Below are 24640 nucleotides of genomic sequence, written 5' to 3' on the forward strand. Positions count from 1 at the left end.
TAGACTCAAGTTTTCTCGGCGACGACAACAAGGCCGCGCACCGGCTCATTGTTCTCGATGCGCGGTGATGCCGGCTCCAGCGACAGCAGCTTGAGGCCGGCTTTGCTGATGGCGCCGCGCACATATTCCGCCGAATGGGCATAGCGCAGGCCGTCACCGAGCATGATGCCATCGCCGTCATGCGTCTCCAGCGTGAAGGCGAGCACGCCACCGGATGCGAGCACACGTTTTGCTTCTGACAGCACCGGCGCGAGATCGGAGAGATAGACGAACGCGTCCGCGGCGACGACGAGGTTCGCACTCGCATCGCTCTTCGCGCGCAGGCCCTCGATCATGTCGGCGATCTCGAGCTCGGCATAGAGACCCGTGGCGCGCGCCTCCTTGATCATGCCGGGCGACAGATCGATGCCGATGAAATGGTCGACCTGCCTGGCAAACGCCGCCGCCGCAAGTCCGGTACCGCAGCCGAGATCGATGGTGCGTTTGAAGAAAGCAGGCTTCTTCGCGGCAACGCGTGCAGCCACCACCGCCTTGAAGATCAGGGAGGGCGCGCGGTAGTCGAGATCGTTGATCAGGATGTGCTCGAAGCGCGGCGCGTATTGATCGAACAGGGCCTGCACATAGGCCTTGGGCATCTCGGACAATCGCTCGTCACCAAGGCGTATCAGATGGAGGTGGGCGCCGTGCTGGTCGTCGGGATCGGACTCACGCGATTTGCGAAACGCCGCGATGGCCTTGTCGCGCTCACCGAGCTGCTGACGGATTTCGCCGAGCGTAAACCAGGCCGAGGTGAAATTGGGGGCGAGCTCGATCGCCTGTTCGATGAGATCGGCGGCGGCGGGCAGATCGCCCTTGAGCTGGAGGTCGCGCGCGAACTCGAAACGGCGGTCGGCAATGAGATCGCCGGAGGTCAGGAACAGGCGGAGCGGCATTGGGAACCAGGAAGCGAAGGGGTTGGTGACTCGAAGATGCGGTGAAACAACCTATATATCAGGCATGCGCCCGCAAGACATCCTGTTGCCAACTGCTGCCGGTCTGTGTTGCAAGCCCGGCGGTTTCCACATCGATCCCGTCCGCCCCGTGGAGCGTGCCGTGATCACCCACGGCCATTCCGACCACGCTCGCCCCGGCCATGGCGCGGTGCTGGCGACGCAGGAAACGCTGGACATGATGCGGCTGCGCTACGGGGAGAATTTTGCCGGATCGACGCAGGCGATCAGTTACGGCGAGGAGATCCGGCTCGGCGACGTCCGTGTGAAATTCCACCCGGCCGGCCACGTGCTTGGCTCGGCGCAGATCGCGGTGACCTGCAAAGACACCTGCATCGTTGCCTCCGGTGACTACAAGGACGCGCCCGACCCCACCTGCACGCCGTTCGAATTGGTGCCATGCGACGTCTTCATCACCGAGGCCACGTTTGGGCTGCCGGTGTTCCGGCATGGCGATGCCGCGGACGAGGTGAAGAAGCTGCTGGCCTCCGTCGCCTTGTTTCCCGAGCGCGCCCATCTCGTCGGCGCCTATTCGCTCGGCAAGGCGCAGCGCGTGATCAAGCTGCTGCGACAGGCCGGCTATGACGCGCCGATCTATCTGCATGGCGCGATGAAAGAGATCACCGAGTACTATCAGAGCCGCGGCATCGACCTTGGCGAGCTCAAGCCGGTGCTGGGCATGAAGAAGGCGTCGCTGGCCGGCACCATCACGCTGGCACCACCGTCAGCAACGTCGGATATCTGGACGCGTCGCTTTCCCGATCCAGTCACCGCGTTCGCATCGGGGTGGATGCGTGTGCGTGCCCGCGCGCGGCAGCGTGGCATCGAACTGCCGCTGGTGATCTCCGACCACGCCGATTGGGACGGCCTCACCGCGACGATCACGGCTACCGGCGCCGGCGAAATCTGGGTCACCCACGGCCAGGAAGATGCGCTGGTGCATTGGTGCAAGTCGCGTGGCTTGCGGGCGCAACCGCTCGATCTCGTCGGCTATGGCGAGGAGGAGGAAGCCGAGACGCCACCTCACGGCGAGGCCGAAGCATGAACCGCTTCGCCGAACTTCTCGACCGCCTCGCCTACGAGCCCGGCCGCAACAACAAGCTGCGGCTGCTCACAGGCTATTTCCGCGACGTCGGCGACCCCGACCGCGGCTACGCACTCGCCGCGCTGACAGGCGCGCTCAGTTTCAAGCACGCCAAGCCGGCGCTGATCCGTGATTTGATCGCGTCGCGTACAGATGAGGTGCTGTTCGGGTTGTCCTACGACTACGTCGGCGATCTCTCGGAGACGGTCGCGCTGATGTGGCCAAAGACGGCGCTGGCCGCCCACAACAACCCACCATCTCCGACCCTCACCGAAGTCGTCACCACGCTGCGCACGCTCGGCAAGATCGAGCTGCCAAAACAGCTCGAACGCTGGCTCGACGAGCTCGACGAGACCGGCCGCTGGGCGCTGCTCAAGCTCGTCACCGGTGCGTTGCGCATCGGCATCTCCGCGCGGCTGGCGAAGACCGCGGCCGCCGCGCTTGGCGACAAGGACCCGCATGAGGTCGAGCTGATCTGGCCGGGCCTCGCGCCGCCCTATCTCGACCTGTTCGCGTGGCTGGAAGGCCGCGGCGAAAAACCGGTCAATCGCGATCCCGCGCCGTTCCGCCCCGTGATGCTTGCGCATGCGATCGAGGACAGCGATTTCGCTTCGCTCAATCCCGCCGACTACGTCGCCGAATGGAAATGGGACGGCATCCGCGTGCAGGCGGTGGCGGGTCGCGACGAGCGCGGACAGATCACCGCGCGACTCTATTCGCGCACCGGCGAGGACATCACCGGCAGCTTTCCTGATCTCGTGCCATCGCTGCGGCTAGCAGGCGCGATCGACGGCGAGTTGCTGATCCTGCGCGAAGGCCGCGTGCAGAGTTTCAATGTTCTGCAACAGCGCCTGAACCGCAAGGCGGTGTCGCCAAAACTGATCAAGGAGTTTCCGATCCACTTGCGCGCTTACGATCTGCTCGGCGCTGATGAGAACGATCTGCGCGAGCTGCCGTTCGCGGAACGGCGCGAGCGGCTCGAAACCTTCATCAGGAAGCTCGACGATCCCCGCATCGACCTCTCGCCCACAATTCCCTTCGCGAGCTGGGACGCGCTCACCGCCGCCCGCGCCGATCCCGCAAGCGCCGGCGCGGGCGAGGATGCCGACGCCGTGGAGGGCGTGATGCTGAAGCGGCGCGATGCGCCCTATCTGCCGGGACGGCCGAAGGGCCAGTGGTGGAAGTGGAAGCGCGACCCGCACATCATCGATGCCGTGTTGATGTACGCGCAACGCGGCCACGGCAAGCGTTCGTCCTATTATTCCGACTACACCTTTGGCGTCTGGACCGAGACAGAAAACGGCGACGAGCTGGTGCCGGTCGGAAAAGCCTATTTCGGCTTCACCGACGAGGAGCTGTTGCAGATCGACCGCTTCGTCCGCCGCAACACCACGGAAAAGTTCGGCCCCGTCCGCCATGTCGTGCACGAGGGCGACAAGGGGCTGGTGCTGGAGGTCGCCTTCGAGGGGCTGCAGCGCTCGCCGCGACATAAATCCGGCGTCGCCATGCGCTTTCCCCGCATCAGCCGGCTCCGCTGGGACAAGCCGCCGCGGGAGGCCGACCGGCTGGAAACGCTGGAAGAAATGCTGAAAGCGGAGGCGGAGGAGGTCGACGCGTGAAGGCGAAGTGGTTCGATCACGTCCACGAAGGCAGTGCGCCCCCTCGCCCGCTTGCGGGAGAGGGCCGGGGAGAGAGTATTTCCGCAGTGGGTTTCCCCCAGAGGTGAGAACCCTCACCCGCGCCTTCGGCGCGACCTCTCCCGCAAGCGGGAGAGGTTACGGCCGGCGCGCGGCATGTGCTGTCCGCATTAAAATGCGGTAAGCTGATTGACGGCCCGATACGGGTTCCCCATGTCCCCCGCCGTGACCTATAATCGAGGCGAATCCGCCCAAGGAGTTTGAGATGGCCCACGACGTCAGAGATTTGCCGGCCGGCCGCAGCGATGGGCTGAACCGCTTTCTCGGCGGCTCGCCGCTGGCGGTCGCGTTTCGCCTGGTGCTGCTCTCGATCCTGGTCGGCGTCGTGCTGGCGGCGATCGGCTTCGATCCCTGGAATATCCTCATCAGCATACGCCTGCTGTTCCGGCGGCTGTGGGATCTCGGCTTCGATACCGTCAACTGGTTGTGGCGCTACTTCCTGCTCGGCGCTGTCATCGTAGTCCCGATCTGGCTGCTGTCGCGCGTGTTCGGCTCGCCGCGCCGCTAAGTTCTTCGCGCGCAGCCGCGCAGGCACGTCATGTCGGTCGCGGTGATGCATTCGGGCGCATGGTCGGGTAGACGCAACTGATGCACGCTCCCGTTCATCCCCAGGTCGGCTCCCGCCAGGTCTTCGCCATCGCTGGTCCCGCGATGGTCGCGAACCTCACCACGCCGCTGATCGGCGTGGTCTCGACCACCGCGATCGGCCGGCTCGACGATGCCGCGCTGCTCGGCGGCGTCGCGATGGCCTCCGTCATCTTCGACTGCCTGTTCTGGCTGTTCGGCTTCCTGCGCATGAGCACGCTCGCCTTCACCGCACAAGCGCTCGGCGCGGGCGAGGCCCGCGAGCAGACCGTGATCCTGGTGCGCGGCTTCATCGTCGCGGGTCTGATCGGCGCCGGGTTGATCGCACTGCAATTGCCACTGGCCGCCGCGCTGTTCGACCTGATGGGCGGCAGTGAGGGCGTGACGCGCGCCGCCAAGACCTACTTCATGATCCGGATCTGGTCGTCGCCGTTCACATTGGCCAATTATGTCATTCTCGGCTGGCTGGTGGGACAGGCCCGCGCCAATCCGGCGCTCGCGCTCCAGGTCGTCATCAACCTCATCAACATGGCGGCGACGATTCTGCTGGTGCTGGTCTACGACACCGGCATCGCGGGCGCGGCGATTGCCGCGCTGCTCTCGGAGGGCATTGGCTTCGTGCTCGGCGTCATCGTCTGTCGGCGTTATGCGCGTGGCGGCTTCGCCGTCGCCAGCGCGACTTTGTTCGACCGCGAAAAGCTGATGCGGCTGCTGGCTGTCAATTCCGACATCATGATCCGCACCGCGGCGCTGATCACCGTCTTCCTGTTCTTCACCGCCAAGGGCGCACGCGCCGGCGACGTCACGCTGGCCGCGAATTCCGTTCTCAACAATTTCCTGCTGGTCAGCGCCTTCTTCCTCGACGGCCTTGCCAACGCGGCGCAGCAGCTCTGCGGCCGCACGTTTGGCGCGCGGGACGCCAAGGGTTTTGCGGATTCGACCCGGCTGGTGCTGCTATGGGGCCTCGGCTTCGCAACGGTCGTCGCGGTCTTGTTCGCGCTGTTCGGGCCGAACCTGATCAATTTCATGACCGCAAGCGAGGACGTTCGCCTCGCCGCGCGCGAGTTCCTCATCTTCATCGTGCTGGCGCCGATCCCCGGCGTGTTCGCCTTCGGCTTCGACGGCATCTATGTCGGCGCCACCTGGGCGCGCGAGATGCGCAATTTGATGCTGGCCTCGCTCGCGATCTTCTTGGGCGTCTGGTGGAGCCTGCAATCGTTCGGCAATGCCGGATTGTGGTGCGCGCTGATCGCGTTCTACGTCGCGCGCGGAGGATTGCAGGGCGCAAGATTTCCGGCGCTGTTCAGGGCGACGTTCCCGAGGCCGTAGCCCGGATGGAGCGCAGCGTAATCCGGGGCCTTTCGTGGTTGCGGAGGGATTCCCGGATTGCGCTTCGCTCCATCCGGGCTACGCGGGCTTACATCCCCGGCCAGTCTTCCGCCGTCAGCGTGGCCGCATCGGCGCCGACGATCTCGGACAGCGAATCCCGGCCCGTGCGCAACAGCGTCGAAGTCAGATCGCGCTTGATCTCGTCGACGAGGCCCAGGCCCTTGTAGACCAGCGACGAGTACAGCTGAACAAGGCTCGCGCCGGCGCGGATTTTCGTCAGCGCGGCGCCACCGGAATCGATGCCGCCGACACCGACCAACGGGAATGCGCCCTCGACCCGCACATAAGTCTCCGCGACCATGCGCGTCGACAAGCGAAACAGCGGCCGGCCGGACAGGCCGCCCTGCTCTTTCGACCGCAGTTCCTCGCGTAGCGTGCTCGGCCGCGAGATCGTCGTGTTCGACACGATCATGCCGTCGACCTTGCGCGAACGCGCGACCTGCACGACATCGTCGAGCTGGGCGAGGCTGAGATCCGGCGCGATCTTCAGCAGCACCGGCGTATCGCCTGCCTTCTGCCGCACCCGCTCGCGCGCGTCGATCACGCGTCCGAGCAGATCGTCGAGCAGCGCGCCCTCCTGGAGGTTGCGCAGGCCCGGCGTGTTCGGCGAGGAGACGTTGACGGTGAAATAGCTCGCGACCGGCGCAAAGGTCTCGATCAGCTTGATGTAGTCGGCGACGCGGTCCGGCGAGTCCTTGTTGGCGCCGACATTGACGCCCACGATGCCGCCATGCTGCGCACGCGCGGCAAGCCGGCGCAGCGCGACCTCGGCGCCGTCGTTGTTGAAGCCCATGCGGTTGATGACGGCTTCGTCGCGCTCGAGGCGAAGCAGCCGCGGGCGCGGATTGCCGGCCTGCGGTTTCGGCGTCACCGAGCCGATCTCAACGAAGCCAAAGCCGAGCCGCAACAGTGCGTCCGGCACCTCGGCACTCTTGTCGAAGCCCGCGGCCATGCCGATCGGGTTGGGAAAGTTGAGCCCGAAGGCGCGCACGGCGAGTTTTGGGTCGTCGGTGCGCGGCTTCACCGGCGGCAGGAAGCGCAGGCCCTGGATCGCGAGGCGGTGCGCATCCTCCGGATCGAGCCAGCGCAACACCGGCAGCGAGAATGCATCGAACGCGCGGATCACGGGGCAAGCTCCGGGGTGTCGTGGCCGCCATCGGAGCGCATGTTGAGGTTCACCACCGAGAGCACTGCGCCGAGATCGAGTTCGCCATAGAGATGCGGAAACAGTTCCTCATTGCGCGAGCGCTCCCAGCGCAATTCGCTGCCGAGCGCGTCACCATCGACCTCGACCAGGAACAGCGCGCGCTGGCCGAAATAGTGCTTGCGCAAGGTCTCGGGAACCTGGGCGGCCGTCGAGAAATGGATGAAGCCGTCGCGCGTGTCATCCGCGCTGCCGCTGTACACGCCCTGCCGTTCCGCCTCGCGCCAGGCCGAGGCCGGACAGATTTTGTAGATCTTGACCAAAGCTTACCGGAGCCCTTTGAGTCTCTTGGGTTTTTTCGTCTCTTACGGGTCTGAAAACCCGGCGCGACCGTAAAGGCCGCCCCCTCCGAACTCAAGACTTAGCGGTGGCCCCTTGCGCGAAAAACGGAAAACCGGTTGATTTGAGGATAGTTTTCCTGAGTTGCGACGGGCTGGACCTTCCATGGTCGGACAGGCCAAAGCGCAGAGGATGCTAACCCACGACCAGATCTGGGGCGCGCTGGATCGTCTCGCGGCGCGCGCCGGGCTGTCACCGTCCGGCCTTGCCAAGCGCGCCGGGCTCGACCCCACGACCTTTAACAAGTCCAAGCGCGTCACCTCCGACGGCCGCGAACGCTGGCCCTCGACCGAATCGATCGCGAAGGCGCTGGCGGCAGCCGAGACGTCGATCGACATTTTTGCCAGGCTGATCGGCGACGATTCCGGCGACGGCCGCTCCGTACCGCTGCTCGGCTTCGCACAAGCAAGCTTGAGCAGCGCGTTCGACGAATCCGGCTTTCCGTCCGGCAAAGGCTGGAGCGAGATTGCGCTGCCGAGCGCCGAGGACAATCGCGCCTTCGCGCTGCAGATTTCCGGCGACGCGCTGATGCCGGCCTATCGCGACGGCGATGTCATCCTGGTCTCACCCGCCACGCCGATCCGCAAAGGCGATCGCGTGGTGGTGAAGACGAAGCCGGGCGAAGTGATGGTCGCGACGCTCAAGCGCCGCACCGCGAGAGTGCTGGAATTGTTGTCGCTCGATGCGACCAAGGCTGAGCGCAATTTGGCAGCGGATGACGTCGCATGGATCGCAAGGATTATGTGGGCGAGCCAGTGAGGGGCTCCGCTGTCATTCCCCGCGAAAGCGGGGAATCCAGTACGCCGCGGCCTCTCGATTCTATTATTGGGGCCTCTGGAATACTGGATCACCCGCTTTCGCGGGTGATGACCGTGAGAATGCGGCTACGCGCTCCGTGCCAGCGCGCCGTCGATCATGTTGACCGCGTTCTGCACGCCATACACCGCGACGAACGAGCCGAAGCGCGGGCCCTTCTCCTGGCCGAGCAGCACCTGGTAGAGCATGTTGAACCAGTCGAGCGTGACGCCGGGGCGGCCGTCCTTGCCCTTCTTGACCTGATCGAGGAACGGCTCGCGGCGGCCGATCTCGTAGACGATGTTCTGGATGTCTTCGGCTGACGCGTCCGCCGGCAACTGCGACAACGCTTCGCGCAGATCCTGCAGCGCGGCGCGCTCGGTGTCGGTCGGTTGGCGGAACTGCTTCGTCGGCGCGACGAAATCGCGGTAATAGTTGATGGCGTAGCCGACCATCGCATCCAGCTTCGGATGCGTCTGCGGGCTCACGCCGGGGCGATAGCGACCGATGAAACCCCACAGCGTCTCGGCGTTTTCCGCATTCGACGACGACACCAGCGTGAGCAGCAGCTGGAACGTCACGGGCATGTCAGCCTTCGGCGGATGGCCATAATGGATGTGCCAGACGGGATTACCGAGCTGCTGCTTGTCATCCTGCCTGGCAAAGCCGTCTGAGAATTGCTGGTAGTCGTCAACTTGGCGCGGGATGACGTCGAAGAACAGCCGCTTCGCCGCCTTCGGCTCGCGATACATGAACAGCGACAGCGATTCAGGCGAGGCATAGCGCAGCCATTCGTCGATGGTGAGGCCGTTGCCCTTCGACTTCGATATCTTCTGGCCCTGCTCGTCGAGGAAGAGCTCGTAGTTAAACCCTTCAGGCGGCGTGCCGCCGAGCGCCTTGGCGATCGCGCCGGACAGCTTCACGGAGTCGATGAGATCCTTGCCGGCCATTTCGTAGTCGACGCCGAGCGCAACCCAGCGCATCGCCCAGTCGGCCTTCCACTGGCACTTGACGTTGCCGCCGGTGACGGGCGTCTCGATTTCCTGGTTGGTATCGGGATCGACATAGGTCACCGTGCCGGCGGCGATATCGCGACGGATCATCGGCACCTGCAGCACGATCCCGGTGGTCTTGCTGATCGGCAGGAACGGCGAATAAGTCGCGCGGCGATCGGGCCCGAGCGTCGGCAGGATGATGTCCATCACCTTGTCGTAGGCAGCCAACATCTTGAGCAGCGTCGCGTCGAAGCGGCCTGACTTGTAATAGACGGTCGAGCTTGCGAACTCGTAGTCGAAGCCGAAATGATCCAGGAACGCGCGCAGGCGCGCATTGTTGGCGTCACCAAACGACGGATGCTCGTTCGAGAAGGGGTCAGGCACCGCGGTGAGCGGCCGCCCCAGATATTGCGCCAGCAGATCCTTGTTCGGCACGTTGTCCGGCACCTTGCGGAAGCCATCCATGTCGTCGGAGAAGGCGAGCAGGCGCGTCTTGATCTTGTCTTCGGTCAGCACGCGAAACGCGTGGCGCACCATCGAGGTGCGCGCGACTTCGCCGAACGTGCCGATGTGCGGCAGGCCGGACGGCCCATAGCCGGTTTCGAACAACACCTCGTCCTTCGGGCTTTTCTTCAGCCGCGCGACAATGGCCTTCGCCTGCTCGAACGGCCAGGCGTTGGATTGTTCGGCGAGCGCACGAAGATCGCTCGGGCTCATGTTGGGATCGATAACGGACATCAAGGGGCCTCCGGGTCGCGGAAAATAGCGATTTCCGGGCAGAATGCAATTTTGTGGACGGTGTTGCCGCACCCACCGTCATTGCGAGCGAAGCGAAGCAATCCAGAGTCTCTCCGCGGAAACACTCTGGATTGCTTCGTCGCAAGGGCTCCTCGCAATGACGGCGGAGGGAGCAGCGAAGAATCTAGAACGGGCTCACCGAAAAATACCGCAGCCACAAATCCGTGTAGCGGCCTTTTTCCCAGACGCGGAACAGGGCCCAGTTCAGGGCCTGGCGCAGCACGTCGTTGCCCTTCCGCACGGCGATGCCGATGCCCTCGCCGAAGAAGCGGCTCTCGACGAAGGGACCGCCGGAGAAGGCGCAGCAATCGCCGGAATCGGTGCCGTTGATCCAGAACGCCAGCGAGATGGCGTCGCCGAAGATGAAATCGACCTCGCCCTTGCGGAGCGCGGCGCGCAAAGCATCGTCGTTGGGATAGCCGTGCAGCTCGGCGTCGGTGAACATCGCCTTCAGATAGGCCTCATGCGCGGAGCCGGCGATGACGCCGACCTTCTTGCCTTCGAGATATTCGGGACGGATCTCCGGCATCACCGCATCCTTGCGCGAAGCGAAACGCGCCGGCACGCGATAATAGGGATCGGTGAAGTCGACGCGCGCGCGCAGCTGAGGGCTCACCGCCATCGAGGCAATGATGGCGTCGCCCCGGTTCGAGGTGAGCGCATCGACCAGCGTCTCGAAGCGGCGCATCTGCACGGTGCAGGTGACCTTGATCTCCTCGCAGAGCGAGCGGGCGAGATCGACGTTGAAGCCGGCCGGATTGCCGTCCGCGCCGGTGTAGTTGAACGGCGGGTAATCGGTCTCGGTCAGGAAACGGATCACGGTCAGGCGCGACAGGTCGGGCCGCTCCGGGCGCCGCCGCGGGTCCCAGAAGCCGGGCACAGCCTGGGGGGCGGCTTGAGGCGCGGCCTGGGGCGTCGCTTGAGGTGTTGTTTGGGGCGCCGCGGGGGGCTGCTTGGCCGGGGCCTGCGCGCGTGCGACCGGCAGGCCCGCGAGCAGGCACGCCGCGACGGCCAGCCCCGTCAGCAAGCCACGGGCAGATTTGGACGATTTCGCCTGTTGCGATGGAGCCATCGACCGAGAATTAATGAATTTCACTGGGATCGGAAGGCCTTATAGACCATCCGGCCGGGAACGCGAGTGCCGATTGCAGCCTGGGTGCGCTCCCTCCCCCGCTTGCGGGCAGGGCAATCGCATATGGGAGCGATTCCCCCCGTAGCCATCCTTCGAGACGCCCGCCGTTGGCGGGCCCTCAGGATGAGGACCGAGTGTGCGGCCGTCGTTTCGACCAGCACCAATGCCACTTAGCCTCATCCTGAGGAGACCGCGAAGCGGTCGTCTCGAAGGACGAGGCGCGCGCTGCGATCGCGCAAACTGCCATATGCGATTGCCCTACGCTTGCGGGGGAGGGCTGGGGAGAGGGTGTCTCCACTGGGCGAGAGCCCCCAAGAGAGAAAACCCTCACCCGGCGCGCGGGACGATGCTTCGCATCGCCCGGTCGCGCCGACCTCTCCCGCAAGCGGGCGAGGTTGCACCGAGAATGAGGCGCGACCGATCCGCCCAACTCAACCTAGAGATACCGCTTCAGCTCGGTCGCGGCCTCTTCCGGGCTGCGTTTCAGGTTGAACGGCGAGACGAAACGGCCGTCGCGGTCCATCAGGTAGATCAGCGCGGTGTGGTCCATGGTGTAGTCGCCGTCCTTGGTCGGCACCTTCTTGGCATAGACCCGATAGGAGGTGATCACCTTGGCGGTCTCGGCGGGATCGCCGCTGAGACCTTCGAGATGCGGATCGAAGCTCGAGAGGTAGTCCTTCATCGTCGCGGGGGTATCGCGCTCCGGGTCGACCGAGATGAAGACGGCGTTGACCTTGTCGGCATCCTTGCCCATCGCGCGCAGCACTTCCGACATCTCGAACAGCGAGGTCGGGCAAACATCAGGACAATGGGTGTAACCGAAGAAAATCAGGGTCGGCTTGCCCTTGAGGTCCTTGTCGGTGAAAGCCTTGCCGGCTTGGTCGGTGAGTTGGAACGGGCCGCCGATCGCAGCCGGCTGCGCCACCTTGCTGACCCCGCCCATGGCCCAGAACAGCACCAGCAGACCGACGACGAGGCTCGAGGCGAAGGCGGTCGCGATCACCAGCGGACGGGCAGTGGAGCTCATGAGCAGAAAACTTCCTGTCGCGGGTCAGAAACAGGCGGCAAAGCCGGTCCTGATCATTTCGAAGAACACCTGGGAGCCGTAGTGGAACCAGAGCGCGAGCCCCCCGGTCACCATCAGCCCACCGACACAAGCGCCGGCCCACAGCAGCACGGACGGCATCCGGCCGGCATTGGGCGAATTGTCCTGTAGCTGACGGGCCGGATGCAGTGGTTGAGCCATGACAACGATCGGGGCGACGGTTCCCTCCCTTTCAAATAGGCGCTCGGGAATGGCCGGGCAAGCGGAACGGGGCGGGTGTCCATCACGATGAAGCGTTCTAGCAGCACGAGCTCGCCGTGAGGTCACCTCTCCCGCTTGCGGGAGAGGGAGAGCACCGCCACCGCGGTGCAAGTCTGCCGAAATCGAAGGAGTCGACCTTACCTAGCCGGCGGCTTGAGCGCCGAGGCCTGCGCGTCCATGTAGCAAGGTTTGTACATGGCCTGGAGTTGCTTGCCCTTCAGGAACAGCATGTGCGGCGTGAGGCCACCGCGCTGCGAGATCCAGCGCTTCACCTGCGAGGGATACATCGCATAGAGCATGTGGGTCGCTTCGGCATTGGTCACGGCGCGGCCATTGTTGCCGAAATCCCAGGCGGCGTGGAAACCGAGCGTCGCGTGCGAGGTGACGCAGATGCGATCGTGCGGGATAGCGCCGAGGACGATGGTGCAGGCCGAGGCGCAAAGGCCGTCGATGATGACGGTGTCGCCGGACTGGCGCAGGTCCTGGTATTTGTCGACGTAGGTTCCGATCCGGCCACCGCGGTCATCCGCGATCCGAACCACCGCGCGAGACGCCCCCATGCAAGCGATCAAGAGAACCGCCGCAAGCAACCCCGTCAGAAACTTCATTGGCCCCCGCCCCAGTCGACTTCGAATCTGTGTGTCAGGTGGTGATGCGCGCCTAGCGTCGGTCGTAACCGCGGTTTTGTCTAGGCAGGCCGGCTTGCTCAAAACAAATTCAAATCCAGTGTTGCGTCCGCGCTGCACTCGCTCGGCCTCAATCCCAAAGTGGAACAAGTTAACGATGTCTTACGCGACAAGCCCTTGATCTCAGTTGCAACCGCTGGCTTCAATCCGGGCAACTACAGGGGGGAACTCATGGCCGAGCGTTCGACTGAGCAGGCTGACGTCATTGTCGTCGGCGGAGGACTATCGGGACTGGTGGCGGCGACCGAGATTGCCGACGCCGGCAAGCGTGTGATCGTGGTCGACCAGGAAGGGGAGCAATCGCTGGGCGGCCAGGCGTTCTGGTCGTTCGGCGGATTGTTCCTGGTCGATTCGCCGGAGCAGCGCCGGCTCGGCATCAAGGACTCCTTCGACCTCGCGATGCAGGACTGGCTCGGCACCGCCGGCTTCGACCGCGACGAGGATCACTGGCCGCGCAAATGGGCCGAGGCATACGTCGCGTTCGCGGCCGGCGAGAAGCGCGACTGGCTGCGCGCAATGGGCCATCGTATCTTCCCCGTGGTCGGCTGGGCCGAACGTGGCGGCTATGACGCGATGGGCCACGGCAATTCGGTGCCGCGCTTCCACGTCACCTGGGGCACCGGGCCCGGCATCGTCGAGCCGTTCGAGCGCCGCGCGCGCGAAGCGGCCAAGAGCGGCCGGCTGATCTTCAGGTTCCGCCATCGCGTCGATGCGCTCTCCATCACCAACGGCACGGTGGACGGCGTCAGCGGCGCCATTCTCGCGCCCGACAGCGCCGCGCGCGGCAAGAGTTCGTCGCGTAACATCGTCGGCGAGTTCGTGCTGAAGGCGCAGGCCGTGATCGTGGCGTCCGGCGGCATCGGCGGCAACCACGATTTGGTGCGGGCGAATTGGCCGAAGCGGCTCGGTGAGCCGCCGAAGTTCATGATCTCCGGCGTGCCCGAGCATGTCGACGGCCGCATGATCGGCATCACCGAGAAATCAGGCGCGCGGCTGATCAACCGCGACCGCATGTGGCACTATGTAGAGGGCATCCGGAACTGGTCACCGATCTGGCCGCGCCACGGCATCCGCATCCTGCCCGGCCCCTCCTCGATGTGGTTCGACGCAACAGGCACGCGGCTGCCGGCGCCGCTGTTCCCGGGGTCCGACACGCTCGGCCAGCTCAAATACATCATGTCGACCGGCTATGATTATTCCTGGTTCATCCTGACGCAGGCCATCATCAAGAAGGAGTTTGCGCTGTCGGGATCGGAGCAGAATCCGGATCTGACGGGCAAGAGCTGGCGCATGACCCTGCGCCGCGCCATCAACAAGGGTGCGCCGGCGCCGGTGGAAGCGTTCAAGAGCCACGGTGCCGACTTCATCGTGCGCGACAAGATCGAAGACCTCGTTGCCGCCATGAACAAGCTCGCCGGCAACGATCTGCTCAAGCTCGACGAGATCAGGATGCAGATCGAGGCGCGCGACCGCGAGATCGCCAATCCCTACGTCAAGGATGCGCAGGTGATGAACATCCACAATGCGCGGCGCTACATCGGCGACAAATTGATCCGGACGGCGTCGCCGCATCGGATTTTCGATCCCGCGCAAGGGCCGCTGATTGCGGTCAAGCTCAACATCCTCACCCGCAAGACGCTGGGCGGTTTCGAGACCGACCTCGATTCGCGCGTGTTCGGCGAAGATGGACAGATCATCCCCGGGCTCTATGCGGTCGGCGAAGCCGCCGGGTTCGGCGGCGGCGGCGTGCACGGCTATCGCTCGCTGGAAGGCACCTTTCTCGGCGGCTGCCTGTTCTCGGGCCGCAATGCGGGCCGCGCCGCGGCGAAAGCGGCGGAATAAGCAAAGGATGTGACGATCAGCGCCCGCGCATGCGTTGCGTGGGGTGGCACATAGCAAGCTGCTGCGCTAGACAGAGCCGCCATTCCCATCAGGAGATCCCCTAAATGAGCATTCAGCGTTTTGAACCCGGCCCGCGCATGAGCCAGGTCGTCGTGCACGGCAACACCGTCTATCTCGCCGGTGTCGTCGCCAACAATGCGGCCGGCGAAAGCGTGACGAAGCAGACCCAGGACATCCTGGCGACCATCGACGGCCATCTCGCCAAGGCCGGCACCGACAAGTCGAAGCTGCTGTCGGCCACCATCTACATCACCGACATGAAGACGTTCCAGGAAATGAACGCGGTGTGGGACAGCTGGGTGTCGCCCGGCAACACCCCGGCCCGCGCCACCGTCGAAGCCAGGCTGGCCGCGCCCCAGTACACCGTCGAAATCATGGTGATCGCTGCGAAGTAATTCGCGCAAAAGATTCGCGCGCGCTGATGACCTCAGAGGTAATCGATCAGCGTGCGTGAACCTTCGATAGTCAGGTCAGCCGAACCATACGGCGCTATCGAAGGAGAGTCTCATGACCGACCACATGACCATCGCTCGCCGCTATATCGATCTCTGGAACGAACGCGCGACCGGCCGTCGGCGCGAATTGCTCAGCGAGAACTGGACGACCGATGCGAGCTATGTCGACCCCCTGATGAAGGGTGACGGCCGCGACGGCATCGACGCGCTGATCGCCGGCGTGCAGGAACGTTTTCCGGACTTCAGGTTCAGGCTGATCGGCGAGCCCAACGGCTACGGCGACCATGTCCGGTTCAGCTGGGGCCTCGGCCCCGATGGCATCGACAGCCCGATCAAGGGGACCGATTTCGCCGTGCTGAAGGACGGGCGGATCAAGAGCATCACGGGATTTCTGGATCAGGTGCCTGCGGGGGCGTGAGGACCCTTATCCTCCCCTGGAGGGCCCTCCAGGGGAGGATGGCAACCCGGCGCTTCGCGCCAACTTACGTGGCCAACCGATACGCCCGCTTCGCATTCACCCCAAACGCCTTCTCACGCACGCTCGCACCTAACTTCGCCAGGCACGCCTCCAGCGCGCCCTTGATCTCGCCGTAGCTGCCGGCAAGCAGGCACACCGGCCAATCCGAGCCGAAGATCAGCCGATCCTCGCCAAAACAATTCGCGACGTGCTGGACGAACGGAAACAATCGCTCCGCGTCCCAATCGGTCCACTTCGCCTCCGTCGCGAGCCCCGAGATCTTGCACCAGACATTGCCGCAGGCCGCGAGCGCCGCGATGCGATCGGACCATTCGATGCTGCCGCCATCGGCGATCGGCGGTTTTGCGGCGTGATCGAGCACGAAGCGCGCCTGCGGAAAGGCTTTTGCGGTTGCGATCGCGGCGGGGAGTTCGCGGGTACGGACGAGGAAGTCGTAGGCGAGATCGCGGGCGAACACCGCCGCCAGCCCGCGCCGGACGTCCGCGCGCAACAGCCAGTCGGGATCGGCCTCATCGTGGACCTGATGGCGGATACCGACCAGTTTTGCGCCGCCCGGCAAGGTCCGCAGGCGATCGAGCGTGTCGCCGAGCGCGGCATCGGTCAGATCGGCCCAGCCGACGACACCCACGACGGAAGGCGTGGCCTGCGCGATCCGCAAAAATTCCTCCGTCTCCGCGAGCGCGGAGCGGCATTGCACCACGATGCTTGCATCGATGCCGTTCGCCGTCAGCAGAGGCGCAAGATCGGTGGGGCCGAAGGCGCGACGGATCGGCGCGAGCTCGGAAGCATCCATCCAAGGATAGTCGGCGCGGGCCGGATCCCAGAAATGCTGATGAGCATCGATGGCCATATCTCACGCCCCGCCCGGCAGCGGCGCCCGTGCGTCGACGAAGTTTCGCGCGCGCAGCTCCTGCCAGAAGGCTTGCGGCACCGCGTGCTCCGACATCGCGATGTTGTCGGCGACTTCGGCGGCGTTGCGCGCCCCCATCACGGCGACCGTCACGGCCGGATGGGCCATGCAGAACTGGAGCGCGGCGGCCTTCAGCTCGGTGCCGTGCTTGCGGCAGAGTTCGTCGAGCGCGATCGCGCGCGCCACGAGTGCCGCGTCGGCGTCCTGATAGTTGAACTTCGCGCTCGTGTGCGGATTGGCGAGAATTCCGCTGTTGTAGATGCCGCCGAGCAGGATGCCGATGTTCCTGGTCGCACAGACCGGAAACAGCGCGTCCAGCGCGCCCTGGTCGAGCAGCGTATAGCGGCCGGCGAGCAGGAAGCAGTCGACCGGCACAGCTTCGGCGAAACGCGTGAGCATCTCCGACTGGTTCATGCCGGAACCGATCGCCTTGACCGTACCGTCCTCGCGCAAGCGCGTCAGCGCGCGGAAGGCACCGCTGACGGCCGCGACATAGTGATCGTCGGGATCGTGCACCAGCAGCACGTCGACGCGATCCAGCCCGAGGCGGGCGAGACTTTCCTCGAGCGAACGCATCACACCGTCATAGCTGAAATCGAATTGCGGCCGCAACGCAGGCGCGCCCTTGTAGTGATCGTCCTCGGCCGCTGCACCATCAGGCGCGCGCAGGAGGCGGCCGACCTTGGTCGAGATCGCATAGGACTCGCGCGGCTGCTGCCGCAGGAAGGCACCCAGCCGCCGTTCCGCCAGGCCAAAGCCATAGAGCGGCGCGGTATCGTAGAAGCGAATGCCGGCCGACCAGCCGGCCGCAAGCGTCGCTGCCGCATCGGCATCGCTGACCGCCGAAAACAGGCCGCCGAGCGGCGCCGAGCCGAGGCCGATTGCCGTAACATCGAGACCGTTAGCCAACCGCGTACGCTTCATTGCAATCTCCTTCCCGCAAAAGCAGCACTCCCTCCCCCGCGAGCGGAGGAGGGAGTGTAGCGCAGGAACGTTGGGCTGGTAACGCTCCTACTTCAACAGTTTAGCGACGTTATCCTTCGTCACCAGGTCGAGGCCGGTGTAGATCGTTTCCGGCACCTTCTGGCCCTTCTTGATCGCCAACAGGGTGTCCATCGACTTCTCGCCCATCTCGAACGGACGCTGGCCGGTGAGCGCGTTGGAGTAGCCGTCGCGCAGCAGCTCAAGCTGCATCTTGAGCGTGTCGGCGACGACGAGCGTCAGCTTGCCTGAGTCGATATCCTTCTTGTTCTTGTTGACGAAAGCCTTGAAGCCTTCCGGCGCGAACATCGGCCAGCCGCCGACCGGTACGATCGCGGCGAGGTCGGGCGTCGCGGTACGAAGGTCCGACATCTGCTGAATCGCAAGCGCGGAATCGTCGTTGCAGAAGGTCGGCGAACCCTGGGCCTCGACCCATTTCGAGCCCTTGAGCGCTTCGCGGACACCATCGACGCGTTCGGCAAGGTTCTTCGCACCCGGGCCGCCGGAGACCATGGCGTACTTGCCGCCCTCGGGCCGCAGCTGGAGCAACTGCTTGCCCAGCGCGAGGCCGAAGTCCTTGTTGTTGGTGCCGATATAGGAGAGCCGCTTGGAACCCGGCGCGTCCGCGTCAAACGTGATGACGGGGATGCCGGCAGCGGTCGCCGCCTCGATCGACTTGGTCATCGCCGCGACGTCGGAGACGGAGATCGCCATCCCATCCACCTTCTGGGTGATGAAGTCCTGGATGATCTGCGCCTGCGTCGCCGGTTCGTGCTCGATCGGCCCCTTGTAGATGCACTCGACATTGCCGAGTTCCTTGGCTCGCTTCATGCAGCCGTCACGCGCCACGTCGAAGAACGGATTGTTCATCGCCTTGGGCACGACAGCGAATTTGTAGGTCTGGGCAAATGCCGGGGTTGCCATCATCGCGATGGTCACGCCGGCCAACAGAAGCTTCTTCATTTCTTCCCTCCACACTTTGTTGCCTATCCATTTGTGATGTGATGCCCCGGCAGGCGGATAGACGATCTTTCGTTGTCCTTCCGGAGTAACTGGTCAAGTCATGCGCGAGCGGATGCGGTCCACCAGCACGGCAAGGATGATGATCACGCCCACCAGCGTCTGCTGCCAGTAGGAGTTGACCTGCGCGAGCACGAGGCCGTTGCGGATCACTTCGAGCAGCACGCAGCCGACGATGGCCCCGAGCGGACCGCCGATGCCGCCGGCGAGATTGGCGCCGCCGATGACCGCCGCGGCAATGACGTTGAGCTCGTAGGACGTCGCCATGTTCGCGGGCGCAGATCCCAGCCAGCCCGAGATGATGATGCCCTGCAGGCCGGCAGCGAGCGCACAGAGCACGTAGACCTCGATCTTCACGCGCACGACCGGGATGCCGGTCAGCTCCGCCGCCTTCTCATTGCCGCCGAGCGCGAAGACATGGCGGCCGAAACTGGTGTGGTGCAGCACAACCGCCATCACAGCGGCGAGTATCAAAAGATAGATGAAGGGTGCGGGCACGCCGAACACGTCACCCGAGGTCAGCGCGTAGAAATAGTCGGCGTCCGGCCCGCCCGGAAAACTGCCGCGGCCGTTTGAGACGACATAGGCGAGCCCACGCACGATCGAGAGCATGCCGAGCGTGGTGACGAAGGGCGACAGCCCGAGCACCGCAATGCAGAAGCCGTTGACGAGCCCGACGATGAACGCGGCGCACAGCCCCGCAATCACCGAGATCACAAGGATCAATCCGGGCACATTGGCGACGGCGGTCTTGCCGTCGGCGGCCAAGTGGACGAACGACGATCCCGGCGCCGACAGCTCGACCATGACCATAGAGGTGATCATCGCGGAAAAACACATCATCGAGCCGACGGAGAGATCAATGCCGCCGGTGATGATGACGAAAGTGATTCCGAGCGTGGCAATGGCGATGAAGGAAAAGTTCTTCGCCACGTTCTGCATGTTGCCCTCGGTGAAGAAATAGGGGCTGGCAAAATGCATCACGACCATCAGCACCAGGAGCGCCAATATGACGTAGCCGGTCTGGGAGGCGAAGATGCCGCGCTGCCACCACTTCACCTTGCTGATGTTCGAGAAGGTGATCGGGGATTCCAAGGGCATGGCCATTATGCCGCCTCCTTCGCGCCGGTGATGAGGGCGGTGACTTCCTCGGGGGACGTCTCGTGGATCGGCTTGTCGGCCCGCTTCTCGCCGCGGCGCATGACGATGACGCGGTCGCACACCGCGAACACGTCGGGCATGCGGTGGGAGATCAGCATCACCGCGACGCCCTGCTCTTTCAGGCGGTGGATCAGGCTCAGGACTTGTTCGACCTGGCGCACGGAGATCGCGGCCGTCGGCTCGTCCATCATCACGAGTTTTGCGTTTGACAGCCGCGTCCGCGCGATCGCGACCGCCTGGCGCTGGCCGCCGGACATCTGCTTGACGAGATCGTAGGGGCGCGTCTCCGAGCGCAACTCGCCGAACAGCTCCAGCGCACGCGATGCCATTGCCTTGTGGTCGAGCAAACCGATGGGTCCGAATTTGCGCTTCAGCTCGCGGCCGAGAAACACATTGGCGGCAGCGGTCAGATTGTCGGCCAGCGCGAGATCCTGATAGACGACCTCGATCCCGACCCCGCGGGCATCGATGGGCCGGCTGAAGTTGACGGCGTTGCCGGCAAAGCGGATCTCGCCATGGCTGGGACGGAAATTGCCGGCGATAATCTTGACCAGCGTCGACTTGCCGGCGCCGTTGTCGCCCATCAGGCCGACCACTTCGCCCGGGTGGACATGCATATCGACGCCATGCAGCGCGCGGATGGCACCGAACTCCTTGCCGATGCCGGAGAGTTCGAGGACCGGTGTTGTGTCAGCACTTGGCATCAGCGACCTCAGACGTAACGGTTGACGAGCGATTCCAGATATTCCTGCCGTCCCGAGCGCGGCTGCGGGTCGAAGCCGGGGCCCAGCGCGCGATCGGAAAGATCGGCGAGCGAGCGCTGGCCGGCGAGAATGGCATGGCCCTCGGCGCCTGCCCATCCACCGTAGCGCTCGGCGAGCGGCGCCGTAAGGGCGCCGGCATCGACCATGTCGGCGGCAGCGAGGAACGCCCGCGCACAGGCGTCCATCGAGCCGACATGAGCATGGATGAGATCGTCAGGATCGATCGATTGGCGGCGGATCTTGGCGTCGAAATTGAGCCCGCCCGAGGTGAAGCCGCCGCGGTTCAGGATCTCGTGGAACACCAGCGCCAGCTCACCCACGTTCATCGCGAACTGGTCGGTGTCCCAGCCGAGCAGATCGTCGCCGCGGTTGATGTCGAGCGAGCCGAACACGCCGAGCGCCTCGGCGAGCGCGACCTCGTGATGGAAGGAGTGCCCAGCGAGAATGGCGTGGTTTTGCTCGATGTTGAGCTTGACGTCCTTGAGCAGGTCGTAGCGCGCGAGGAAGCCGTAACAGGTGGCGACGTCGAAATCATATTGATGCTTGGTCGGCTCCTTCGGCTTCGGCTCGATCAGGATCGGGCCCTTGAAGCCGATCTTGTGCTTGTGCTCGACCACGAGCGACACGAAGCGACCGAGCTGGTCGAGTTCGCGCTTGAGATCGGTGTTGAGCAACGTCTCGTAGCCCTCGCGGCCGCCCCACAGCACATAATTCTGACCGCCGAGCCGGTGCGTCACCTCCAGCGCGGCGCGGACCTGGCCGGCTGCATAGGTGAATATTTCGGGGTCCGGATTGGTCGCGGCGCCCGCCATGTAGCGGCGATGCGTGAACAAATTGGCGGTGCCCCAGAGCAGGCGGACCTTGGCCGAGGCCATCTTCGCTTCAAAGAGATCGGCGATGGCGTTGAGATTGGCGACGGATTCGCTGAGCGACGCACCTTCCGGCGCCGCGTCGACGTCGTGGAAGGTGAAGAAGGGCACATCCAGCAGGCGGAACAGCTCGAAGGCGACATCGGCCTTGGCGCGCGCCATCGCCATCGGATCGGAGCCGTGGTGCCAGGGCCGCAGAAACGTCTCGCCGCCAAAGGGATCGGCGCCTGGCCAGCAGAACGAATGCCAGTAGCAGACCGCAAAGCGCAAATGATCTTCCAGCCTGCGGCCGTGAACCATGCGGTCCTTGTCGTACCAGCGGAAGGCGGGCGCATTTCCCGCATTCTTGCCGGCAAAGGCCACGGGCGTGCTTGCATCGAAGAATTTAGCTGGCGCGTTCACTTAAAGACTCTCCTTCAATGCGGGATAAAGTTCACGCCAGCGGCGATAGGCCTCGTCGTAGGCGGACGCCGCGGCGGCGCGGGGCACGAAACTGGCGAGCCGTCGGGGCCGGGTGCAGATTTGCGCGGGATCTTCGCCGGTGGCCGCAAGCCGGCCGAGCCGCGCAGCGCCAAGCGCCGCACCGACCTCGCCCTCCTCGACGCGGTGCACGGGAATTCCGAGCACGTCGGCGCAGATCTGCGCCCACAGTGGCGAGCGCGAGCCGCCGCCAACCAAATCGAGCTCGGCGATTGCTCCGCCAGCCGCGCTCAGCGCCGCCAGATTGTCGCGCGCGGCGAAGGCGACGCCTTCGAGCACGGCCTGCACGATCTGGCTCCGACCGGTCGTACCGCGCAGGCCGACGAAAGCGCCGCTCGCGGCGGCATCGTTGTGCGGCGTGCGTTCGCCGTCGAGATAGGGCAGGAATTTTATTGGGCTCGGTCCGTCGACGCGTTCGCCGAGCGGCGCGAGCAGCGTTGCGGCGGGCGTCTCCATGACGCCCGAGAGCCATGCCAGCGAGGCCGCCGCCGACAGCATCACGCCCATCTGGTGCCAGAGACCCGGAAGCGCGTGGCAGAACGCATGCACCGCCGCAGCCGGCGCCGGCGCAAAGCGATCGGTGACGCGGAAGACCACGCCGGAAGTGCCGAGCGACAAAAACGCATCGCCGGGCGCGATTGCGCCGAGCCCGATCGCGCTCGCGGCGTTGTCACCGGCGCCGCCGGCGACCACGACGTCCTTCGCCATGCCCCAGCGTTGCGCGAATTCAGGCGCAAGCAACGCGCTCATCTCGCTGCCTTCGACGAGGCGCGGCATGTGATGCAGATCGAGCCCGGTGGCCTTGAGCAGTTCCTCCGACCAGTTGCGCCGGCCGACATCGAGCCACAACGTTCCCGCGGCGTCCGACATGTCCTCGACCATCTCACCGGTGAGCCGATAGCGCACATAGGCTTTTGGCAGCAGCACCTTTGCGACGCGTTCAAAGATGCCTGGCTCGTGCCGCGCCACCCAGAGCAGCTTTGGTGCGGTGAAGCCGGGCATCGCCAGATTGCCGGCGATGGCGTGCAGCGCGGGGCAGCGGCGCTCGAGCTCGACGCATTCGGCATGCGAGCGGCCATCGTTCCAGAGGATCGCCGGCCGCAGCGGGCGTCCGTCGGCCCCGAGCAGCGTCGCGCCATGCATCTGGCCTGACAGCCCGATGCCGCGCACGCCGGCAACATCACGCGGATGGGTGGCGGCGAGATCGTCGACGGCGCCGATGGCAACCTCGACCCAGGCATCCGGATCCTGCTCGGACCACAGCGGCTGCGGATGCGACAGCGCAAGCTCGCGCGCGGCCGTCGCGACAACCGCGCCAGCCTCGTTCACAAGCACCGCTTTCACACCGGACGTGCCGATGTCTATTCCGAGATACAAACTCATCCCTCCCTCTTCGTTTGAACGTGATCCGCTGGGAAAACCGCTGCACACTTTTCCGGATCACGCTGCCGCGGTGCACGAACTGACGTCGCGCTTTCCGCAATCACTCACTTCAAAACACAAGGCACCGCGCGCCTTGCGGCTACGGCAGATTGTCCCGCATCAAGATGTCGATGCGAATATTCTCCTGTTCGCTCAAGATCGGCTCGTTACGCGCAAGCGACAGCAGCACGCGCACGGCGGCGCGCGCCTCGTGCCCCGGGTTCTGCGAGATCGCGACATCCAGCGTACCCTGCAGCAACAATTTTCGCGTCATCGCCGTGAGATCGTGGGCGATGAACACGATCTGCTTCTCGCGGCCGGCCTCGGTCAGGGCCTTGGCAACGCCTTGCGTGCCGGCGCCGACATTATAGAGGCTGATGATGTCAGGATGCTTGCCGAGTAGCCGCGATATCAGCTGCTCGGAGCGGTCGTCCTCGTCGCGCCCCTCGAGCAGAGGCAGTATGTCGAGGTGCGAAAATTCCGACGCCATCACCTGATTGAAGCCAAAAATGCGCTCGGCATGGTCGCGCAGGCCCTGCGATCCCGCGATGATGGCGACCTTGCCAGGCTTTTCGCCAACCAGCCGCCCGACCAGCGCGCCGGCGGTGCGCCCCGCGGCGATGTTGTCGATGCCGACATAATGATGGCGGCGCGATGACGGCACGTCCGAGACCAACGTCACCACTTTGGTGCCGGCCTCGACCAGATCGTTGATCGCAGCGCGAACGCCGGGATGATCCAGCGCCACCACGGCAACGCCGTCGTAGTTGCCCGCGAGCGTCTCGAGCGATGCCGCGAGCACGGACGGATCAAACACATCCGTATTGACCATCTCGACGTTGAGACGGCGGGCCGCAAGCCAGGCCGACATCTCGCCGAGATAGGCCTCGATCTGCTGCATGAACGGGTTCGCCCCCGTCGGCATGACGAAGGCAAACCGGCGGGCGCGGCCGCGGGCAAGTTCGGCGGCGGCCACATGCGGCTGGAAGGCGTTGCGCGCGATCGTCTCCTTGACGCGCCGGACCGTATCCGACCGCACGCCGGGGCGGTTGTGCAGGACGCGATCGACAGTAGCCAGGCTGACACCGGCCTCGCGGGCGATGTCCTTCAGCGTCAACGCGGCGGAGACGGTCTCTTCGGCCATGCCTGAAGGCTAGCAGAGGTTTTTTGAGGTACGCAACTCATTTTGAGGGGCAAGA

The 24640-nt window shown here is 64.8% G+C and carries 24 protein-coding genes; 8 read left to right on the top strand and 16 right to left on the bottom strand.

Translation table 11 applies throughout. The features are described 5' to 3' along the window. Positions 1 to 5 precede the first annotated feature (5 nt). Positions 6 to 932: a class I SAM-dependent DNA methyltransferase gene (locus ABIA96_RS06065; RefSeq protein WP_354136109.1), complete on the bottom strand. Its 927-nt coding sequence runs from the start codon at positions 930 to 932 to the stop codon at positions 6 to 8. Positions 933 to 996: 64 nt separating this feature from the next. Here ABIA96_RS06065 and ABIA96_RS06070 point away from each other — a divergent pair, with 64 nt between their 5' ends. The 4 genes from ABIA96_RS06070 to ABIA96_RS06085 all read left to right on the top strand — a co-directional run bounded on the left by ABIA96_RS06070 (position 997) and on the right by ABIA96_RS06085 (position 5684). Continuing rightward, positions 997 to 2034, top strand: a complete 1038-nt coding sequence (locus ABIA96_RS06070) for a ligase-associated DNA damage response exonuclease (RefSeq protein WP_354136110.1) — start codon at positions 997 to 999, stop codon at positions 2032 to 2034. Then, a complete protein-coding gene (locus tag ABIA96_RS06075; RefSeq protein ID WP_354136111.1) occupies positions 2031 to 3692 on the top strand; it encodes a cisplatin damage response ATP-dependent DNA ligase in 1662 nt (553 codons plus the stop codon). The genes ABIA96_RS06070 and ABIA96_RS06075 overlap by 4 nt, the downstream gene beginning before the upstream one ends. A 283-nt stretch (positions 3693 to 3975) precedes the next feature. Next, positions 3976 to 4278, top strand: a complete 303-nt coding sequence (locus tag ABIA96_RS06080; RefSeq protein ID WP_354136112.1) for a DUF6460 domain-containing protein — start codon at positions 3976 to 3978, stop codon at positions 4276 to 4278. 80 nt (positions 4279 to 4358) lie between these two features. After that, positions 4359 to 5684 (top strand): MATE family efflux transporter, encoded by a 1326-nt coding sequence (locus ABIA96_RS06085; protein WP_354136113.1) that lies wholly within the window; start codon positions 4359 to 4361, stop codon positions 5682 to 5684. A gap of 88 nt (positions 5685 to 5772) precedes the next feature. Here ABIA96_RS06085 and ABIA96_RS06090 read toward each other — a convergent pair whose 3' ends face one another. Further along, complete coding sequence (locus tag ABIA96_RS06090) at positions 5773 to 6870, bottom strand: quinone-dependent dihydroorotate dehydrogenase (RefSeq protein WP_354136114.1); 1098 nt, start codon at positions 6868 to 6870, stop codon at positions 5773 to 5775. Then, on the bottom strand, positions 6867 to 7211 hold the full coding sequence (locus tag ABIA96_RS06095; RefSeq protein WP_354136115.1) for a DUF952 domain-containing protein: 345 nt from the start codon (positions 7209 to 7211) through the stop codon (positions 6867 to 6869). The genes ABIA96_RS06090 and ABIA96_RS06095 overlap by 4 nt, the downstream gene beginning before the upstream one ends. A gap of 181 nt (positions 7212 to 7392) precedes the next feature. Here ABIA96_RS06095 and ABIA96_RS06100 point away from each other — a divergent pair, with 181 nt between their 5' ends. Next, positions 7393 to 8046 carry a S24 family peptidase gene (locus tag ABIA96_RS06100; RefSeq protein ID WP_354136116.1) on the top strand — a complete coding sequence of 218 codons (654 nt, stop codon included), beginning with the start codon at positions 7393 to 7395 and terminating at the stop codon, positions 8044 to 8046. A 125-nt stretch (positions 8047 to 8171) separates the two neighbouring features. Here the strand turns inward: ABIA96_RS06100 and ABIA96_RS06105 are convergent, their stop codons facing one another. From ABIA96_RS06105 to ABIA96_RS06125, 5 genes are all read right to left on the bottom strand, one after another. Beyond that, positions 8172 to 9815: a lysine--tRNA ligase gene (locus tag ABIA96_RS06105; protein WP_354136117.1), complete on the bottom strand. Its 1644-nt coding sequence runs from the start codon at positions 9813 to 9815 to the stop codon at positions 8172 to 8174. Between the two features lie 184 nt (positions 9816 to 9999). After that, entirely contained in the window at positions 10000 to 10947 is a 948-nt protein-coding gene (locus tag ABIA96_RS06110) for an ABC transporter substrate-binding protein (RefSeq protein WP_354136118.1), read from the bottom strand. Positions 10948 to 11443: 496 nt separating this feature from the next. Then, positions 11444 to 12034: an SCO family protein gene (locus ABIA96_RS06115; protein ID WP_354136119.1), complete on the bottom strand. Its 591-nt coding sequence runs from the start codon at positions 12032 to 12034 to the stop codon at positions 11444 to 11446. A gap of 24 nt (positions 12035 to 12058) precedes the next feature. Continuing rightward, entirely contained in the window at positions 12059 to 12253 is a 195-nt protein-coding gene (locus tag ABIA96_RS06120; RefSeq protein WP_354136120.1) for a hypothetical protein, read from the bottom strand. 197 nt (positions 12254 to 12450) lie between these two features. Beyond that, a complete protein-coding gene (locus ABIA96_RS06125; RefSeq protein ID WP_354136121.1) occupies positions 12451 to 12921 on the bottom strand; it encodes a hypothetical protein in 471 nt (156 codons plus the stop codon). A 249-nt stretch (positions 12922 to 13170) separates the two neighbouring features. Between ABIA96_RS06125 and ABIA96_RS06130 the strand changes: the two genes are divergently transcribed. The 3 genes from ABIA96_RS06130 to ABIA96_RS06140 all read left to right on the top strand — a co-directional run bounded on the left by ABIA96_RS06130 (position 13171) and on the right by ABIA96_RS06140 (position 15774). Then, on the top strand, positions 13171 to 14841 hold the full coding sequence (locus ABIA96_RS06130) for an FAD-binding dehydrogenase (protein ID WP_354136122.1): 1671 nt from the start codon (positions 13171 to 13173) through the stop codon (positions 14839 to 14841). 104 nt (positions 14842 to 14945) lie between these two features. After that, positions 14946 to 15296 carry a RidA family protein gene (locus ABIA96_RS06135; RefSeq protein WP_354136123.1) on the top strand — a complete coding sequence of 117 codons (351 nt, stop codon included), beginning with the start codon at positions 14946 to 14948 and terminating at the stop codon, positions 15294 to 15296. A 112-nt stretch (positions 15297 to 15408) separates the two neighbouring features. Then, positions 15409 to 15774, top strand: a complete 366-nt coding sequence (locus ABIA96_RS06140; RefSeq protein WP_354136124.1) for a nuclear transport factor 2 family protein — start codon at positions 15409 to 15411, stop codon at positions 15772 to 15774. Positions 15775 to 15838: 64 nt separating this feature from the next. Here ABIA96_RS06140 and ABIA96_RS06145 read toward each other — a convergent pair whose 3' ends face one another. From ABIA96_RS06145 to ABIA96_RS06180, 8 genes are all read right to left on the bottom strand, one after another. Then, complete coding sequence (locus ABIA96_RS06145) at positions 15839 to 16684, bottom strand: amidohydrolase family protein (protein WP_354136125.1); 846 nt, start codon at positions 16682 to 16684, stop codon at positions 15839 to 15841. A 3-nt stretch (positions 16685 to 16687) separates the two neighbouring features. Then, positions 16688 to 17668 carry an aldo/keto reductase gene (locus ABIA96_RS06150; protein WP_354136126.1) on the bottom strand — a complete coding sequence of 327 codons (981 nt, stop codon included), beginning with the start codon at positions 17666 to 17668 and terminating at the stop codon, positions 16688 to 16690. Between the two features lie 87 nt (positions 17669 to 17755). Then, positions 17756 to 18688: a sugar-binding protein gene (locus tag ABIA96_RS06155; protein ID WP_354136127.1), complete on the bottom strand. Its 933-nt coding sequence runs from the start codon at positions 18686 to 18688 to the stop codon at positions 17756 to 17758. Positions 18689 to 18781: 93 nt separating this feature from the next. After that, complete coding sequence (locus tag ABIA96_RS06160; protein ID WP_354136128.1) at positions 18782 to 19852, bottom strand: ABC transporter permease; 1071 nt, start codon at positions 19850 to 19852, stop codon at positions 18782 to 18784. Continuing rightward, the gene (locus tag ABIA96_RS06165) at positions 19852 to 20610 is read right to left on the bottom strand and encodes an ATP-binding cassette domain-containing protein (protein WP_354136129.1); all 759 of its coding nucleotides are present in this window, start codon (positions 20608 to 20610) and stop codon (positions 19852 to 19854) included. The genes ABIA96_RS06160 and ABIA96_RS06165 overlap by 1 nt, the downstream gene beginning before the upstream one ends. A gap of 8 nt (positions 20611 to 20618) precedes the next feature. Continuing rightward, positions 20619 to 21941 carry a xylose isomerase gene (xylA, locus tag ABIA96_RS06170; RefSeq protein WP_354136130.1) on the bottom strand — a complete coding sequence of 441 codons (1323 nt, stop codon included), beginning with the start codon at positions 21939 to 21941 and terminating at the stop codon, positions 20619 to 20621. Further along, positions 21942 to 23396, bottom strand: a complete 1455-nt coding sequence (gene xylB / locus ABIA96_RS06175; protein WP_354136426.1) for a xylulokinase — start codon at positions 23394 to 23396, stop codon at positions 21942 to 21944. It abuts the gene before it with no gap. 145 nt (positions 23397 to 23541) lie between these two features. Next, the gene (locus ABIA96_RS06180) at positions 23542 to 24585 is read right to left on the bottom strand and encodes a LacI family DNA-binding transcriptional regulator (protein WP_354136131.1); all 1044 of its coding nucleotides are present in this window, start codon (positions 24583 to 24585) and stop codon (positions 23542 to 23544) included. Positions 24586 to 24640 lie beyond the last annotated feature (55 nt).

The sequence above is a fragment of the Bradyrhizobium sp. LB11.1 genome (assembly GCF_040549385.1).
GTDB lineage: Bacteria > Pseudomonadota > Alphaproteobacteria > Rhizobiales > Xanthobacteraceae > Bradyrhizobium.

Coding starts and splice junctions, on each gene's coding strand:
- ABIA96_RS06135 (WP_354136123.1), top strand. CDS start 14,946: ATGAGCATTCAGCGTTTTGAACCCGGCCCGCGCATGAGCCAGGTCGTC.
- ABIA96_RS06160 (WP_354136128.1), bottom strand. CDS start 19,852: ATGGCCATGCCCTTGGAATCCCCGATCACCTTCTCGAACATCAGCAAG.
- ABIA96_RS06100 (WP_354136116.1), top strand. CDS start 7,393: ATGGTCGGACAGGCCAAAGCGCAGAGGATGCTAACCCACGACCAGATC.
- ABIA96_RS06145 (WP_354136125.1), bottom strand. CDS start 16,684: ATGGCCATCGATGCTCATCAGCATTTCTGGGATCCGGCCCGCGCCGAC.
- ABIA96_RS06070 (WP_354136110.1), top strand. CDS start 997: ATGCGCCCGCAAGACATCCTGTTGCCAACTGCTGCCGGTCTGTGTTGC.
- ABIA96_RS06125 (WP_354136121.1), bottom strand. CDS start 12,921: ATGAAGTTTCTGACGGGGTTGCTTGCGGCGGTTCTCTTGATCGCTTGC.
- ABIA96_RS06155 (WP_354136127.1), bottom strand. CDS start 18,688: ATGAAGAAGCTTCTGTTGGCCGGCGTGACCATCGCGATGATGGCAACC.
- ABIA96_RS06110 (WP_354136118.1), bottom strand. CDS start 10,947: ATGGCTCCATCGCAACAGGCGAAATCGTCCAAATCTGCCCGTGGCTTG.
- ABIA96_RS06085 (WP_354136113.1), top strand. CDS start 4,359: ATGCACGCTCCCGTTCATCCCCAGGTCGGCTCCCGCCAGGTCTTCGCC.
- ABIA96_RS06120 (WP_354136120.1), bottom strand. CDS start 12,253: ATGGCTCAACCACTGCATCCGGCCCGTCAGCTACAGGACAATTCGCCC.
- ABIA96_RS06115 (WP_354136119.1), bottom strand. CDS start 12,034: ATGAGCTCCACTGCCCGTCCGCTGGTGATCGCGACCGCCTTCGCCTCG.
- ABIA96_RS06150 (WP_354136126.1), bottom strand. CDS start 17,668: ATGAAGCGTACGCGGTTGGCTAACGGTCTCGATGTTACGGCAATCGGC.
- ABIA96_RS06105 (WP_354136117.1), bottom strand. CDS start 9,815: ATGTCCGTTATCGATCCCAACATGAGCCCGAGCGATCTTCGTGCGCTC.
- ABIA96_RS06130 (WP_354136122.1), top strand. CDS start 13,171: ATGGCCGAGCGTTCGACTGAGCAGGCTGACGTCATTGTCGTCGGCGGA.
- ABIA96_RS06065 (WP_354136109.1), bottom strand. CDS start 932: ATGCCGCTCCGCCTGTTCCTGACCTCCGGCGATCTCATTGCCGACCGC.
- ABIA96_RS06180 (WP_354136131.1), bottom strand. CDS start 24,585: ATGGCCGAAGAGACCGTCTCCGCCGCGTTGACGCTGAAGGACATCGCC.
- ABIA96_RS06140 (WP_354136124.1), top strand. CDS start 15,409: ATGACCGACCACATGACCATCGCTCGCCGCTATATCGATCTCTGGAAC.
- ABIA96_RS06080 (WP_354136112.1), top strand. CDS start 3,976: ATGGCCCACGACGTCAGAGATTTGCCGGCCGGCCGCAGCGATGGGCTG.
- ABIA96_RS06075 (WP_354136111.1), top strand. CDS start 2,031: ATGAACCGCTTCGCCGAACTTCTCGACCGCCTCGCCTACGAGCCCGGC.
- ABIA96_RS06165 (WP_354136129.1), bottom strand. CDS start 20,610: ATGCCAAGTGCTGACACAACACCGGTCCTCGAACTCTCCGGCATCGGC.